The 13,415-nt window shown below is 74.2% G+C and carries 13 protein-coding genes; 11 read left to right on the forward strand and 2 right to left on the reverse strand.

Features of this window, described 5'->3' with window-relative positions:
* Positions 1-58 precede the first annotated feature (58 nt).
* Entirely contained in the window at positions 59-790 is a 732-nt protein-coding gene (locus I003_RS0118280) for a class I SAM-dependent methyltransferase (RefSeq protein WP_027772823.1), read from the forward strand.
* A 71-nt stretch (positions 791-861) separates the two neighbouring features.
* Here the strand turns inward: I003_RS0118280 and I003_RS0118285 are convergent, their stop codons facing one another.
* Positions 862-2,046, reverse strand: a complete 1,185-nt coding sequence (locus tag I003_RS0118285) for a pyridoxal phosphate-dependent aminotransferase (RefSeq protein ID WP_027772824.1) — start codon at positions 2,044-2,046, stop codon at positions 862-864.
* 565 nt (positions 2,047-2,611) lie between these two features.
* On the opposite strand from I003_RS0118285, the gene I003_RS0118295 reads away from it, so the two are divergent.
* The 6 genes from I003_RS0118295 to fbaA all read left to right on the forward strand — a co-directional run bounded on the left by I003_RS0118295 (position 2,612) and on the right by fbaA (position 8,735).
* Positions 2,612-3,130 carry a DUF2617 family protein gene (locus I003_RS0118295; protein WP_027772826.1) on the forward strand — a complete coding sequence of 173 codons (519 nt, stop codon included), beginning with the start codon at positions 2,612-2,614 and terminating at the stop codon, positions 3,128-3,130.
* 114 nt (positions 3,131-3,244) lie between these two features.
* On the forward strand, positions 3,245-4,837 hold the full coding sequence (locus I003_RS0118300; RefSeq protein WP_027772827.1) for a polyamine aminopropyltransferase: 1,593 nt from the start codon (positions 3,245-3,247) through the stop codon (positions 4,835-4,837).
* Between the two features lie 166 nt (positions 4,838-5,003).
* Entirely contained in the window at positions 5,004-5,978 is a 975-nt protein-coding gene (locus I003_RS0118305; RefSeq protein ID WP_027772828.1) for an SRPBCC family protein, read from the forward strand.
* Between the two features lie 253 nt (positions 5,979-6,231).
* Positions 6,232-6,981, forward strand: a complete 750-nt coding sequence (locus I003_RS0118310) for an aldose epimerase family protein (protein ID WP_037721118.1) — start codon at positions 6,232-6,234, stop codon at positions 6,979-6,981.
* Between the two features lie 10 nt (positions 6,982-6,991).
* The gene (gene pyrE, locus I003_RS0118315) at positions 6,992-7,549 is read left to right on the forward strand and encodes an orotate phosphoribosyltransferase (protein ID WP_027772830.1); all 558 of its coding nucleotides are present in this window, start codon (positions 6,992-6,994) and stop codon (positions 7,547-7,549) included.
* A 163-nt stretch (positions 7,550-7,712) separates the two neighbouring features.
* Positions 7,713-8,735: a class II fructose-bisphosphate aldolase gene (fbaA, locus tag I003_RS0118320; RefSeq protein WP_027772831.1), complete on the forward strand. Its 1,023-nt coding sequence runs from the start codon at positions 7,713-7,715 to the stop codon at positions 8,733-8,735.
* A 206-nt stretch (positions 8,736-8,941) separates the two neighbouring features.
* Here fbaA and I003_RS0118325 read toward each other — a convergent pair whose 3' ends face one another.
* On the reverse strand, positions 8,942-9,349 hold the full coding sequence (locus I003_RS0118325) for a hypothetical protein (RefSeq protein WP_486584275.1): 408 nt from the start codon (positions 9,347-9,349) through the stop codon (positions 8,942-8,944).
* A gap of 261 nt (positions 9,350-9,610) precedes the next feature.
* Between I003_RS0118325 and I003_RS0118330 the strand changes: the two genes are divergently transcribed.
* The 4 genes from I003_RS0118330 to I003_RS0118345 all read left to right on the forward strand — a co-directional run bounded on the left by I003_RS0118330 (position 9,611) and on the right by I003_RS0118345 (position 13,408).
* Positions 9,611-10,024 carry a DUF3151 domain-containing protein gene (locus I003_RS0118330; protein ID WP_027772833.1) on the forward strand — a complete coding sequence of 138 codons (414 nt, stop codon included), beginning with the start codon at positions 9,611-9,613 and terminating at the stop codon, positions 10,022-10,024.
* A 352-nt stretch (positions 10,025-10,376) separates the two neighbouring features.
* Positions 10,377-11,258, forward strand: coding sequence for a tryptophan 2,3-dioxygenase family protein (locus tag I003_RS0118335; protein ID WP_027772834.1), 882 nt, complete (start codon positions 10,377-10,379; stop codon positions 11,256-11,258).
* A complete protein-coding gene (gene kynU / locus I003_RS0118340) occupies positions 11,251-12,678 on the forward strand; it encodes a kynureninase (RefSeq protein ID WP_078564145.1) in 1,428 nt (475 codons plus the stop codon). Before I003_RS0118335 ends, kynU begins: the two co-directional genes overlap by 8 nt.
* The gene (locus tag I003_RS0118345) at positions 12,665-13,408 is read left to right on the forward strand and encodes an alpha/beta hydrolase (RefSeq protein WP_027772836.1); all 744 of its coding nucleotides are present in this window, start codon (positions 12,665-12,667) and stop codon (positions 13,406-13,408) included. Before kynU ends, I003_RS0118345 begins: the two co-directional genes overlap by 14 nt.
* Positions 13,409-13,415: the final 7 nt, after the last annotated feature.

Below are 13,415 nucleotides of genomic sequence, written 5' to 3' on the forward strand. Positions count from 1 at the left end.
GCTCCCCCGCGGTAATTCGCTCGCGGCGCCCCGCCCTGCGCTGCTTGACTCCTGCCCCGTGACCGATCTCAACGACCCCGCGTTCTTCGACCGTTACGCGCACGAGTACGACCAGGGCGACGTGTACGAACCCGCCCCGACCGTCGACTTCCTCGCCGGGCTGGCACCGGCAGGCGCGCGCACCCTCGAACTCGCCATCGGCACGGGCCGCGTGGCGCTCCCCCTCGCCGCCCGCGGCGTCGCCGTCGAAGGCGTCGACGGCTCCACGGCCATGGTCGACCGACTGCGCGCCAAGCCCGGCGGCGCCGACATCCCCGTCACCATCGGCGACATGGCCGACGTTCCGGTGGACGGCCCGTTCCACCTGGCCTATCTGGTCTTCAACACCCTGTTCAACCTGCCCGACCAGGACCGTCAGGTGGACTGCTTCCGCAACGTCGCCGCGGTCCTGGAGCCCGGCGGGCTGTTCGTCATCGAGTGTTTCGTGCAGGACCTCAAGGAGTTCGACCGCAACCAGCGGGTCGCCACCCGCGCCCTGACCGAGGACGCGGTGAAGATGGAGTTCCTCGTCCACGACCCGGTCGCCCAGGCGGTCACGTACCAGCGCGTGACGTTCGACGCGCACGGGACCGTGCTGCGCCCGCTGCGGCTGCGCTACTGCTGGCCGAGTGAGCTGGACCTGATGGCGCGGCTCGCGGGGATGCGGCTGCGGGAGCGCTACTCCGGGTGGGACCGGCGGCCCTTCGACGCGGCGAGCCGGTCGCACGTCTCGGTGTACGAGAAGGTCTGACCGGTCCCCGGCGCCGGGCGGGAGCAGGAAGTTGTCATCCGCGCGCCCCGGCGCCCCCGCGGCCCGCCGGCCTACGCCGGACGGCCCTCCTTCAGCCGCCGCACCGCCTCCGTCAGCACCTCGTCCTTCTTGCAGAAGGCGAACCGCACGATGCTGCGCCCGGCGTCCGGATCGTCGTAGAACACCTGCGTCGGCACCGCGACGACCCCGCACCGCTCGGGCAGCGACATGCAGTACGCGACGCCGTCCTTCTCGCCGAGGGGGGTGATGTCGGCCGTGATGAAGTACGTGCCGGACGGCCGGAAGACGCGCAGGCCGGCCTCCTTCAGCCCGGCGGCGAGCAGGTCGCGCTTGCGCAGCAGGTCGGCGCGCAGGCCCGTGAGGTAGGAGTCCGGCAGCGCCAGGGCCTCGGCGACGGCGTACTGGAAGGGGCCGGCGCTGACGTACGTCAGATACTGCTTGGCGGTCCGCACGGCGGCGACCAGCGGCGCGGGGGCGGTGACCCAGCCGACCTTCCAGCCGGTGAAGGAGTAGCTCTTGCCGGCCGACGAGATCGACACCGTGCGCTCGCGCATGCCGGGGAGGGTGGCGAGCGGGAGGTGTGCGCCGTCGAAGACGAGGTGCTCGTAGACCTCGTCGGTGACGACGAGCAGGTCGTGCTCGCGGGCGAGGGCGGCGACGGCCTCCAGCTCGGTGCGGTCGAGGACGGTGCCGGTGGGGTTGTGGGGGGAGTTGAGGAGGATGAGGCGGGTGGCGGGGGTGACGGCGGCGCGCAGCTCGTCGAGGTCGAGCCGGTAGACGGGCGCCTCGCCGCTCGCGTCGGGGTGGAGGGTGACCGGGACCCGGCGCGCGCCGGCCATGGCGATGCCGGCGGCGTACGAGTCGTAGTACGGCTCCAGGGCGATCACCTCGTCGCCCGGCTCCAGCAGCGCGAGCAGCGCCGCCGCGATCGCCTCGGTGGCCCCGGCGGTGACGAGCACCTCGGTGTCGGGGTCCCATTCCAGCCCGTACCACCGCCGCTGATGCTCCGCGACGGCGCGGCGCAGCTCGGGGATCCCGGGCCCGGGCGGGTACTGGTTTCCACGCCCCTCCCGCACGGCCCGTACGGCCGCCTCGGCGACCTCCGCGGGGCCGTCGGTGTCGGGGAAGCCCTGGCCCAGGTTGATCGACCCGGTGCGCACGGCGAGGGCGGACATCTCCGCGAAGATCGTGGTCACGAAGGGCGTCAGGCGGCTGCTCAGCGGTGGGCGTCCCATGGGGACATGCTTGCACGGCGGAGGGTTGAGGAGGCCCCGTGCCGGGCACATCCGGTGGTACAGCGGACCTCCGCGGGGGCGGGGGAGATTAGGAGGGTCCGATGGTATTCCTCATCTTTGGCGGGGCCGTGATCGGGTTGGTCGCGGTCTTGTCCGCCGTCGTGTCCAGTCGCAGCACCCACCGCAACGGGCTGTCCGGAGCGGGTCGCTGGGGCGGTGTGGGCGGTGCGTCCGGCGGGACGGACGCGCTCGGCTGGGGCGGAGACGCCGGCGCCGGCGGGGACGGTGGCGGGAGTGGTGGCGGTGACGGAGGCGGCGGAGGCGGCGGCGGGTACTAGTTGTCACAAACTGAACAACTGACCAGTCGCGCGCCCGCGCGATGGAAACCCGGTGAAGAAGGGTAAAAACGCTGTCGGCGGGCCGCACTTCATGATTCCGTATTTCCCGGGCGCATTCCCCTTCTGCCGGGGCGTGCCCGCGTGCTTCTCGGCCTGCGCCCGCACCCGTGGTCCCGCCATCAGGCGGGCGGCCCGATGTCTTTCCACCCTGCCTGCGGAGCCGACCCATGCTCACCACTCTGAAGACCTCGTACACGGATACCCGGGCCCAGGACCTCGCATGGCGGCTCGGGATGGACCCCATGCCCGCCCTCGCGGTGCTCGATCTGTGCCTCGGCTCCGCCGACGTGCAGCTCAGACTGCTCGGGGCGTCACATCAAGTGCTGCTCAGAGACGGCGACTCGGCCTGTTCCGAGACCGTCGCCTGTCTGCCGGGCAGCAGCACGCCACTCCCTCTCGGCGTGGCCAAGCAGGTCGCCGGGTGGGAGTACGAGTTCGCCGCCCGCGTCGAGACGCTGCCCCGGGGCGCCTTCGAGTCCCGCGCCCAGGAGTTGCTGGCGCTGGTCACCGACCACCCGCGCGGGCTCGCCGGCACGTTCCCGGGCAGTCCGCACGCGTTCACCGCGCTGCTGGTGCACCGCCAGGGTGACGTCGTCGGATGGCGCACGTGGCACTCGTATCCGCAGGAAGGACGCCTGGTGACGACGCGGACGACGATGGCCGCGCGGGTCGCGGAGCCGGTCTAGGACGGTCGCCGGGCGCCCCCGATGCCCTGAAAGTGATAATTCGCCTGCCTCCAGGGCGTATTGCACACGTGTGGGTGACAAAGGGCGGCACCAGCGCAAACGTATCGTTCCTCCGTGATCGAACCGTACGAGCAGACGACGCGTGCTCCCGGCGGCGCCCCCGCGCTGCCGGGCGCGCCGCCGCCCGCGCTCCCGGTGCCCCCCGCCACCGGGCGGTTTCTCGTGCTCGCGACGGTCTTCGTCTGCGCCGCCTGCGGGTTGGTGTACGAGCTGGAGCTGGTCGCCCTCGGTTCGTACCTCATCGGCGACTCCGTCACCCAGGCGTCCGTCGTGCTCTCCGTCATGGTCTTCGCGATGGGCGTCGGATCGCTGCTGGCCAAGCGGCTGCGGATCCGGGCCGCGGTCGCCTTCGGCGCGGTCGAGGCGGTGCTCGCGCTGCTCGGCGGGCTGTCGGCGATGGCGCTGCACGCGTGCTTCGCGTGGTTCGGGCAGCCGCGGTTCGTGCTCGTGGCGTACGCGCTGGCGATCGGCGTGCTGATCGGCGCCGAGGTGCCGCTGCTGATGACGCTGATCCAGCGCGTCAGGCGGCAGGACCCGGGCGGCGCGGTGGCCGACCTGTTCGCCGCGGACTACGTGGGGGCACTGGCCGGCGGGCTGGCCTTCCCGTTCGTGCTGCTCCCCTGGCTCGGCCAGCTCTCCAGCGCGCTCATCACGGGGGCGGTCAACGCCACGGCGGGGTGCGCGCTCGTGCTCTATCTCTTCCGGCATGACCTGAGCCGGCGTGCGCGCTGGGCGCTGTTCGCGGGGAACGCGACCGTCCTCGCGCTCCTCGCGCTCGCGGCGCTCCTGTCCGCCCCCTTCGAAACTGCGGCCAGAAACGCCGTCTACGGCTCCGGGGTGCGCGTCGCGGAGCAGACCGACGTCCAGGAAATCGTGCTCACGGCGGACGAGGACGGCTCCGTTGCCCTGTACCTCGACGGGCAGGTGCGCGTCGACTCCGCGGACGAGCGCCGCTACCACGAGGCGCTGACGCGGCCTGCGCTGGCCGCGCCGGACGCGCGGCGGCGGATCCTCGTCCTCGGCGGCGGCGACGGGCTGGCGGCCCGCGAGGCCCTGCGGCACGCGGACGTCGCGGAGGTGACGGTCGTCGAGGTGGACCGGGAGCTGAGCCGGCTGGCGGCCGAGGACCCGCGGCTGACGAGGCTCAACGAGCACGCGTACGCCGACCCGCGGCTGCGGGTGGCGCACGCGGAGGCGTTCGACTGGCTGCGGCGGTCGGCGCCGCGGGGGCGGTACGACGTGATCGTGTCCGATCTGCCGGGGCCGCGGAACACCGGGAGCACGAAGCTGTACGCGCAGGAGTTCTACGGGCTGGCGCGGCGGGCGCTGGCGGACGGGGGGCGGCTGGTGGTGCACGCGGCGTCGTGGCGTGGGCCGGGGCCGGACGGCGGGGCCGGGGCGGGTGCGGGGCCGGGCTCCGGGGGCGCGGCGCACAGCCTGTGGACGGTGGCGGCGACCGTGCGGGCCGCGGGGCTGACCCCGTCCGTGTACGAGGCGGGCGACGGCGACGACCGCTGGGGCTTCGTCCTCGCCGCCCGCCGGCCCCTCACCCCGGCGCTGCCCCCGGGCGCCACCCTGCTGGCCGCCCCGCCGGAGGCGGCGGACCTGGAGCCGTCGACGCTGCTGCACCCGGCGTATCCGGGGTGAGGGCGGCGGGTGCGTCCCGTCCCGGAGGGCTGCCGCGCCGGACCACGCGCTACTTTCCGCTGGTCGGGGTGGGTGCGACGGGCCGCGGGGGCGGTGGAGTGACCTGTTCGCCCACCCGCCGCAGAACCCTGTGCCGGGCAGGTTCCCCGTGGGTAGGCTCCGGTCCATGGAGCGAGAGGTGCACGTACCGCAGCCCGCTGAAACCGTTCGCCGCGCCCTGTCCGACGCCGAGCGGGTCGCCCGCAGCGCCCCCGGGCTGACGCTCGACGACGGCCCGGCGGAGGACCCGGGCACGCTGCACGGCCGGCTGCGGCTTCGCGTCGCCGGCTCCAGCATCACGTACCGGGGCACGCTGCGGCTGACGCCCCGGGGCGATTCCGTCGCCGTGGAGGCCGAGGGCAAGGAGTCGCGCGGCAGCGGGGAGGTGACGGCGTCGCTGACCCTCACGCCCCGGGAGGCGGACGAGGCGGGGACGACGGTGCTGCTGTGCGCGGGCACGGTGGTGAGCACGGGGCGGCTGGCGGCCGTCGAGGACGCGCAGGCGGAGGCGGCGGGCGGACGGCTGCTGGAGCGCTTCGCCGAGAGCCTTGCGGCGGGCCTGCTGGCCGAGCCGCTCGCGGCGGGGCCCGGGGAGCCGGCCGGCACGGCGGAGACGGCCGACACGGTCGAGACGGTGGAGGTGGTCGAGACGGACCATCCGGACGACGCGGTGCAGCCGGCCGACGGCGCCGACGCCGGGCTCGGCGACGACAACGAGCGGGCCATCCCCGGCATCCCGGCCCCCGAGCACGGCGACGAGACCCCGCCCGGCACCGGCAAGGTCTTCGGCACCGAGGTGCCGCCGCCGTCGCTCGACCCGCTCTCCGACGACGTGATCGACGCCCTGTCCGACGAGGAGGAGGACACGGACGAGCCGTCCGACGACCTGCTGGAGGAGCCGGAGGCCGCGCACGCCCGGCGCACGATGATCGGCCGCAGCGCGGAGGAGGTCGACCACGCCCCGCCGCGCGGCCGGTACGCGCCGACTCCCTCCGCCGACGCGCCCCTCTCCTCGCCGGGGCTGCGCTGGCTGGCGCCGGCCGCGGCGGTCGCGGTGGCCACGGCGGTCATCCTCGGCCGGGCCCTGCGCCGCCGCCGCTGACCGGCTCCACCGGGGCGGACACCACAGGGCGCCGGGGCGGCGGCGGTTGTACCGCGGCCCGGGTCCGCCCGCGCGCCCACGACCGCCCGCTCCTGCGCCCACCGCCGGCGCCGGCGCCCCACGCGCTCCCGCCGCCCCCGCGCGCCGCCGGGCCCGGCCCGCCGAGGCCGGTGCTGGGTGCCGGCCCCGCCCGCTCCTCGTCTAGGCTCGACGCGTGCCCACACGTCTCACCGCCGGTGACGCCGAGTTGACGATGGATCCCCGCAACGGCTGCCGGGTCGCGAGCCTCCGCGTGGCCGGCGCCGAGCTGCTGCGGGCCGGCGACCACTACGGCTGCTTCCCCATGGTCCCCTTCTGCGGTCGCCTGGAGCGGGGCGCGTTCCGCAACGGCGGGGTCAAGCACCGCCTCCCCCTGGACGCCCCGCCGCACGCCATCCACGGCACCGGCCGCAGCACCGCCTGGCGCACCCTGCGCGCCGACGACGCCGCCGCGGCGTTCTCGTACGACCTCGCCGACCCCTGGCCGTACCCGGGGCGCGTGACCCAACTGGTCGAGCTGGAGCCGGAGCGGGTGACGCTCACGCTCGCCGTGGAGGCCGCCGGCGACTCCTTCCCCGCGCAGGCGGGCTGGCACCCCTGGTTCGTACGCCACCTCTCGGAGGGCGATCCCGGCGTACGCCTCGGCTTCACCGCCGCCTGGCAGGAGCAGCGCGGCGAGGACCACCTCCCCACCGGCAAGCGCATCGAGCCGCGGCCCGGCCCGTGGGACGACTGCTTCGGCATGCCCGACGGTGTCGAGGTGACGCTCACCTGGCCCGGCCGGCTGGAGCTGACCGTCACCAGCCGCGCGGAGTGGGTCGTCGTCTACGACGAGCAGCCCGAGGCCGTGTGCGTCGAGCCGCAGTCCGGCCCGCCCAACGGGCTCAACACCCATCCGCACCTCGTCACCCCCATCGAGCCGCTGGAGGTATCGACCACCTGGGCGTGGCGCACGCTCGGTTAGGCTCACCGCCATGAGCGACGCACATGCCGACCTGCTGGGTCAGATCAAGGACAAGGCCGTCGTGCACGGCAAGGTGACCCTCTCCTCCGGCATGGAGGCCGACTACTACCTCGACCTGCGCCGGATCACGCTGGACGGCGCCGCCGCGCCGCTCGTCGGCCGCGTCATGCTCGACCTCGCGAAGGACTTCGCCTACGACGCCGTCGGCGGCCTCACCCTCGGCGCCGACCCCATCGCCGACGCCATGCTGCACGCCTCCGCCGCCGCGGGGGACCGCGAGCGCCCGCTCGACGCCTTCGTCGTGCGCAAGGCGAGCAAGACGCACGGCATGCAACGCCGCATCGAGGGCCCGGACATCGCGGGCCGCCGGGTGCTGGTCGTGGAGGACACCTCGACGACGGGCGGCTCCGCGCTGACCGCCGTGGAGGCGGTGCGCGAGGCGGGCGCGGAGGTGGTCGCGGTCGCCACGATCGTGGACCGCGACACGGGCGCGGCGGAGCGGGTGCGCGACACCGCGGGCGTGCCGTACCTCTACGCCTACGGGCTCGCGGACCTGGGTCTGGGCTGAGCCGCGCGGAACGGCCCGCCGCGCGGCGCGGCGTTATCCACAGGGCGGGGAAGCGCGGGCGCACATCTGGGAGGATGGGGGCACTCCAGGGGCGCCACGGCAACGGAGCCGGCCGCACTCGTACACCCATGCAGACACCCGCACGTCTCCAAGGAGCGGACAGATGCCCATCGCAACCCCCGAGGTCTACAACGAGATGCTGGACCGGGCGAAGGCAGGCAAGTTCGCCTACCCGGCCATCAACGTCACCTCGTCGCAGACCTTGCACGCCGCGCTGCGCGGCTTCGCCGAGGCCGAGAGCGACGGGATCGTCCAGATCTCCACAGGCGGCGCCGAGTTCCTGGGCGGGCAGTACAGCAAGGACATGGTCACGGGCGCGGTCGCCCTCGCCGAGTACGCGGCGATCGTCGCCAAGAAGTACCCGGTCAACGTCGCGCTGCACACCGACCACTGCCCCAAGGACAAGCTCGACGGGTTCGTACGCCCGCTGCTCGCCGCCTCCGAGGAGCGGGTCGCCCGCGGGGAGAACCCGCTGTTCCAGTCGCACATGTGGGACGGCTCCGCCGAGACCCTCGCGGACAACCTGTCGATCGCGCAGGAGCTGCTGCCCCGCGCCGCCGCCGCGAAGATCATCCTGGAGGTCGAGATCACCCCGACGGGCGGCGAGGAGGACGGCGTCACCCACGAGATCAACGACGAGCTGTACACGACGGTGGACGACGCGCTGCGCACGGCCGAGGCGCTGGGCCTGGGCGAGCAGGGCCGCTACCTGCTGGCGGCCTCCTTCGGCAACGTGCACGGGGTCTACAAGCCGGGGAACGTCGTCCTTCGTCCGGAGCTGCTGAAGGACCTGCAGGAGGGCGTCGGCGCGAAGTACGGCAAGCAGAGCCCGTTCGACTTCGTCTTCCACGGTGGCTCCGGCTCCTCCGAGGAGGAGATCGCCACGGCGCTGGACAACGGCGTGGTCAAGATGAACATCGACACCGACACGCAGTACGCCTTCACCCGCCCGGTCGCGGGGCACATGTTCCAGAACTACGACGGCGTGCTGAAGGTCGACGGCGAGGTGGGCAACAAGAAGGCGTACGACCCGCGCTCCTGGGGCAAGCTCGCCGAGGCGTCGATGGCCGAGCGCGTCCAGACCGCCTGCGAGCACCTGCGCTCGACGGGTACGAAGCTGAAGTGACACCGCGCGGACACCGCCCCGGCCGGGCCGCACGGCGGGCCGGCCCCCGGTCGGGGGGTGTCCGCCCCGGCTGATCGAGGAACGGCGCATCAACGGGCGGGAGACAGGGAAGAACTCGGCGCCGGTGCGTGCCCTGCGGGCACCGCCGACACCGAGTTCATCCCATCAGACCTCTTCCCGAGCAAGAGGTCTACCGAGCAACGACCTCAGAGGAGGTCCAGCAGGTCGCCGTCGTTCTCGGTGTCGGCCTCGCTGCCGCTGTAGTTCTTGTCGTTGCCGACGCCGCAGACGTTCTGGCTGGCAGACGAGTCCGCGTTGCCCGAACCCAGGATCGGCACCGTGATGTCGCCCACGTTGATCAGGCCGTTCTGGTTACGCTCGACGCTGTTGTCGATCTCCTGCTCGCACTCGACGGCCGTGATGATCTCGTAGTCGTTGCCCTTGTCGTGGCCGCTCTTGGGCGCCGACTTGGGCGCAGCGGTGGTTTCCTCGGACGAGGTAACCCCGTGCTTGGGGGTGGTGGCGGTGTCGTCGGCGGAGGCCACACCGGCGCCGAGCATGGTGATGCTGCCGAGCATCGCGCCGACAACCACGGCCTGACGAAGCTTGCGCATGCCGTCCCTACTTTCTGTGTTTGGGTGTGAATGCCAGTCATCACACCACTTAGCGCCCTTTTTACCCCTCGCCCCGAGCCGCTTCGTCAAGACACGCCCCGCGTCGCCGAACTTTCGGCGCGACCGCGGCGGCACGGCGGGCAACCGGGTGACCCCGCATCGCCGGGGCAGGGCCGTCCGTGGTGAGGACCCTGGCGGGAACCGCCGTGCATACCGACCGCGGCGGTCACCCTCCGGCGCGGTCGTGGCAGGCTGGAACCCATGGCGATTCATGAAAACCTCCTCGGCGGACCACCCCCCACCCATCTGCCCGAGGACCCCGGGCCGCGCGACCTGCTCGCGAGCGGCGCCGCCCCGACCGAGGTGGCCGCGCAGTACCCGGCTTCCTCGCTGGCCTGGGCACAGCTCGCGGACGAGGCATTCGAAGCCGGCCGCACCGTCGAGTCGTACGCGTACGCGCGCACCGGATACCACCGGGGCCTGGACGCCCTGCGCCGCAACGGCTGGAAGGGCCACGGCCCGGTGCCGTGGGAGCACGAGCCCAACCGCGGCTTCCTGCGCGCCCTCGCCGCGCTCGCCCGCGCGGCACAGGCCATCGGGGAGACCGAGGAGTACGAGCGCTGCAGCACATTTCTGCGTGACAGCTCGCCGACCGCCGCGGAAACCCTGTCCTGACGGGCGGCCGGAGGACGGGCAGGGGCGGGCGCAGGACCGGCAGGGCAGGCGGCGGGCCGGCCAAGAGCCGCCGCAGACCGGACGCTTGGGCCGCCGAGGGCTGATCGAGATCCATCGAAGCGCAGGTCACGGTGGCGTCGCTGCGCCGGCGGAGGGCTGACGCGGCGGTCGTCGCGGGGCCGGGCGCGGGCCCGCCCCGCCGCGTCGGCCGCTCTTGCCTACCGCCGCCGGGCCGCGGATGATGCGACGTGGGTACGGCGCACGGATGCGGCCGTACCCGAGGGGACCGGGGCCCTGTTGCCGGCAGGAAGGGGCGGACCGCTACCCGGTGGCTCTTGCGTGGAGACAGCTCATGGAAAGCCGTGCTCACAACCCCCTGCCCGCGGAGACCGAGGCTCACCGGCCGGACGGGCCCTCCGACGGGAACCAGCCCCCGAACCTCGACTTCCGGGGCACCACTCCCTACGAGGACTACGTCCAGGCGGACGTCCTCACCCATCTGCAGCACCCGCTCTCGGACGACCCCGGCGAGCTGGTCTTCCTGGTGACCACGCAGGTCATGGAGCTGTGGTTCACCGTCATCGTGCACGAGTGGGAGACCTCCGCCGAGGCGCTGCGCGGCGACGACCTCCCGGTCGCGCTGGCGGCGCTGCGGCGCAGCACGTACGAGCTGCGCTCGCTGAACGCCTCCTGGGAGCCGCTGGCACGGCTCACACCGCGGCAGTTCAACTCCTACCGCGCCGCGCTCGGCGAGGGCTCCGGCTTCCAGTCGGCGATGTACCGGCGGATGGAGTTCCTGCTCGGCGAGAAGTCCGCGTCGATGCTCGTGCCTCACCGCGGCGCCCCGCGGGTCCACGACGAGCTGGAGAAGCAGCTCGGCGAGCCCAGCCTCTACGACGAGGTGCTGCGCTACCTCGACGCCAAGGGCCACCGCCTCCCGGCCGCCGTCCTGGACCGCGACCGGAAGCTGCGGTACGAGCCGCACCCCGAGGTCGAGGCCGCGTGGGCGGAGGTCTACGCGGGGCCGCAGGACTCCGGTCTGATCGAGCTGGGCGAGGTGCTGACGGACATCGCCGAACTGGTGTGGCGCTGGCGCAACGACCACCTGGTGGCGACCCGCCGCGCGATGGGCGGCAAGGTCGGCACGGGCGGCTCGGCCGGGGTGGCGTGGCTGGAGAAGCGCGCGGCGAAGCAGGTGTTCCCCGAGCTGTGGACGGCGCGCAGCCATGTCTGAGGCGTGCGGGCCCGGTGCGGACCTCCCGGGCGGCGCGCGGGACGGCGCCGGCGGCGGCCCCGGCGACGGAGGCTCCGGCGACGGTGCCGGCGCGGCGGGCGCGTTCGCGGCGCTGGCGAAGCGGGCGGCGGAGCTGGACCTGGCGGACCCGCTGCGGGCGAAGCGGACGGAGTTCGTCCTCGACGACGCGGAGCATCCCGGCCCGCCGCGGCAGGGCGCCGGCCCGCCCGGCCCGCAGCAGCCCGGCCCGGGGTGGCCGGGGGCGGGGCCGTCGCGTGCGGCGCCCGCCGGCCCGCCGGTCGTGTACCTCGACGGCAACTCCCTCGGCGCCCTGCCCGCCGCCGTCCCCGCCCGGGTCGCGGATGTCGTCTCGCACGAGTGGGGGCGGCTGCGGATCCGGTCGTGGACGGAGTCCGCGTGGTGGACCGCGCCCGAGCGGATCGGCGACCGGATCGCGCCGCTGCTGGGCGCCGCGCCCGGGCAGGTGGTCGTCGGCGACTCCACCAGCGTCAACGTCCTCAAGGCCGTCGTCGCCGGGGTGCGCATCGCGCGGTCCGGTGCGGGGGCGGCCCGGGACGAGGTGCTGGTGGACGCGACGACGTTCCCCACCGACGGCTACGTCGCCGAGTCCGCCGCCCGGCTGACCGGCTGCACGCTGCGGGCCGTGAAGCCGCACGAGATCGCCGCCGCCGCCGGCCCGCGGACCGCCGTCGCGCTGGTCAACCACGTCGACTACCGCACCGGCCGGCTCCACGACCTGCCCGGCACCACCGCGGCGCTGCACGCGGCGGGCGCGCTCGCCGTGTGGGACCTGTGCCACAGCGCCGGCGCGCTCCCGGTCGGGCTCGACGTGCACGGGGTGGACCTGGCGGTGGGGTGTACGTACAAGTTCCTCAACGGCGGCCCGGGTTCACCCGCGTACCTCTACGTACGACGCGACCTCCAGCCCCGCTTCGACTCCCCGCTGCCCGGCTGGAACTCGCACGCCGACCCCTTCGCCATGTCCGCCGGCTACCGCCCGGCGGACGGCGCCGTGCGCGGGCGGGTCGGAACGCCGGACATCCTGTCGATGCTGGCGCTGGAAGCGGCGCTGGAGGTGTGGGACGGCGTGGCGATCGAGGCGGTACGGACGAAGAGCCTGGCGCTGTCGGACTTCTTCCTTCAGTGCGTCGCCGCCCTGCCGGGCGGGCCCGCGCTGACCCCGCTCACCCCGCTCCCGCACGCCGAGCGCGGCAGCCAGGTCGCGCTGCGGTGCGCGGGCGCGGAGGAGGTGATGGGCGAGCTGATCGCCCGCGGCGTGGTCGGCGACTTCCGGCCGCCGGATGTGCTCCGCTTCGGCGTGACACCGCTGTATACCTCGTTCTCGGACATATACCGCGCTGCCGGAGTGCTGGGAGAGGTGCTGCATGACCGCCGTTGACGAACGGGACGACGAGGCCCGCACGCTGTTCGCCCTGAAGCGCGTCGCGCCCATCCGCACGCTGGTGTACGGGGACCACCCGTCGCAGGTCGTCGACCTGTACGGGAACACCTCCGCGCGGCCCGTCGTCGCCCTGCTCCACGGCGGCTTCTGGCGGGAGCGCTACGACCGCGGCTACCTGACCCCGCTGGCGGCGGCGCTGGCGCAGGAGCTGAACGGGTGCGTGGCGCTCGTCGAGTACCGCCGGGTGGGCGGCGGCGGGGGGTTCCCCGCGACGTTCGACGACCTGCCGCCCGCGCTCGCCGCGCTGCCCGGGGCCGGGCCTGTGGTGCTCGCCGGGCACTCCGCGGGCGGCCACCTCGCGCTCTGGGCCGCCTCGCGGTGCCCCACCGCCGTCTCGCGCGTCGTCGGGATCGCCGCGGTCGCGGACCTGGCCCGCGCTCACGATCTGGGCCTCAGCGACGGCGCCGTCGCCGGACTCCTCGGCGGCGCCGCGCGCGTGGCGGACCGGCTCGACGAGACGGACCCGATGCGGATGCCGGCCCCGGCGGCGCCGGTGGTGCTGGTCCACGGCGAGGCCGACGCCGACGTACCGGCGGAGCTGTCCCGCCGCTACGCCCACGCCGTGGGTGCGCACCTGGTGGAGCTGCCCGGCACCGGCCACTACGCGCCCGTCACCCCCGGCACCCGGGCGTACGAGGCGCTGCTCGCCGCCGTGGCGGGGAGCTGACGGCCGG

Source organism: Streptomyces sp. CNQ329, assembly GCF_000482585.1.

Coding starts and splice junctions, on each gene's coding strand:
- I003_RS0118335 (WP_027772834.1), top strand. CDS start 10,377: ATGGAAAGCCGTGCTCACAACCCCCTGCCCGCGGAGACCGAGGCTCAC.
- I003_RS0118295 (WP_027772826.1), top strand. CDS start 2,612: ATGCTCACCACTCTGAAGACCTCGTACACGGATACCCGGGCCCAGGAC.
- fbaA (WP_027772831.1), top strand. CDS start 7,713: ATGCCCATCGCAACCCCCGAGGTCTACAACGAGATGCTGGACCGGGCG.
- I003_RS0118345 (WP_027772836.1), top strand. CDS start 12,665: ATGACCGCCGTTGACGAACGGGACGACGAGGCCCGCACGCTGTTCGCC.
- I003_RS0118310 (WP_037721118.1), top strand. CDS start 6,232: ATGGATCCCCGCAACGGCTGCCGGGTCGCGAGCCTCCGCGTGGCCGGC.
- I003_RS0118305 (WP_027772828.1), top strand. CDS start 5,004: ATGGAGCGAGAGGTGCACGTACCGCAGCCCGCTGAAACCGTTCGCCGC.
- I003_RS0118325 (WP_486584275.1), bottom strand. CDS start 9,349: ATGCGCAAGCTTCGTCAGGCCGTGGTTGTCGGCGCGATGCTCGGCAGC.
- I003_RS0118285 (WP_027772824.1), bottom strand. CDS start 2,046: ATGGGACGCCCACCGCTGAGCAGCCGCCTGACGCCCTTCGTGACCACG.
- kynU (WP_078564145.1), top strand. CDS start 11,251: ATGTCTGAGGCGTGCGGGCCCGGTGCGGACCTCCCGGGCGGCGCGCGG.
- pyrE (WP_027772830.1), top strand. CDS start 6,992: ATGAGCGACGCACATGCCGACCTGCTGGGTCAGATCAAGGACAAGGCC.
- I003_RS0118330 (WP_027772833.1), top strand. CDS start 9,611: ATGGCGATTCATGAAAACCTCCTCGGCGGACCACCCCCCACCCATCTG.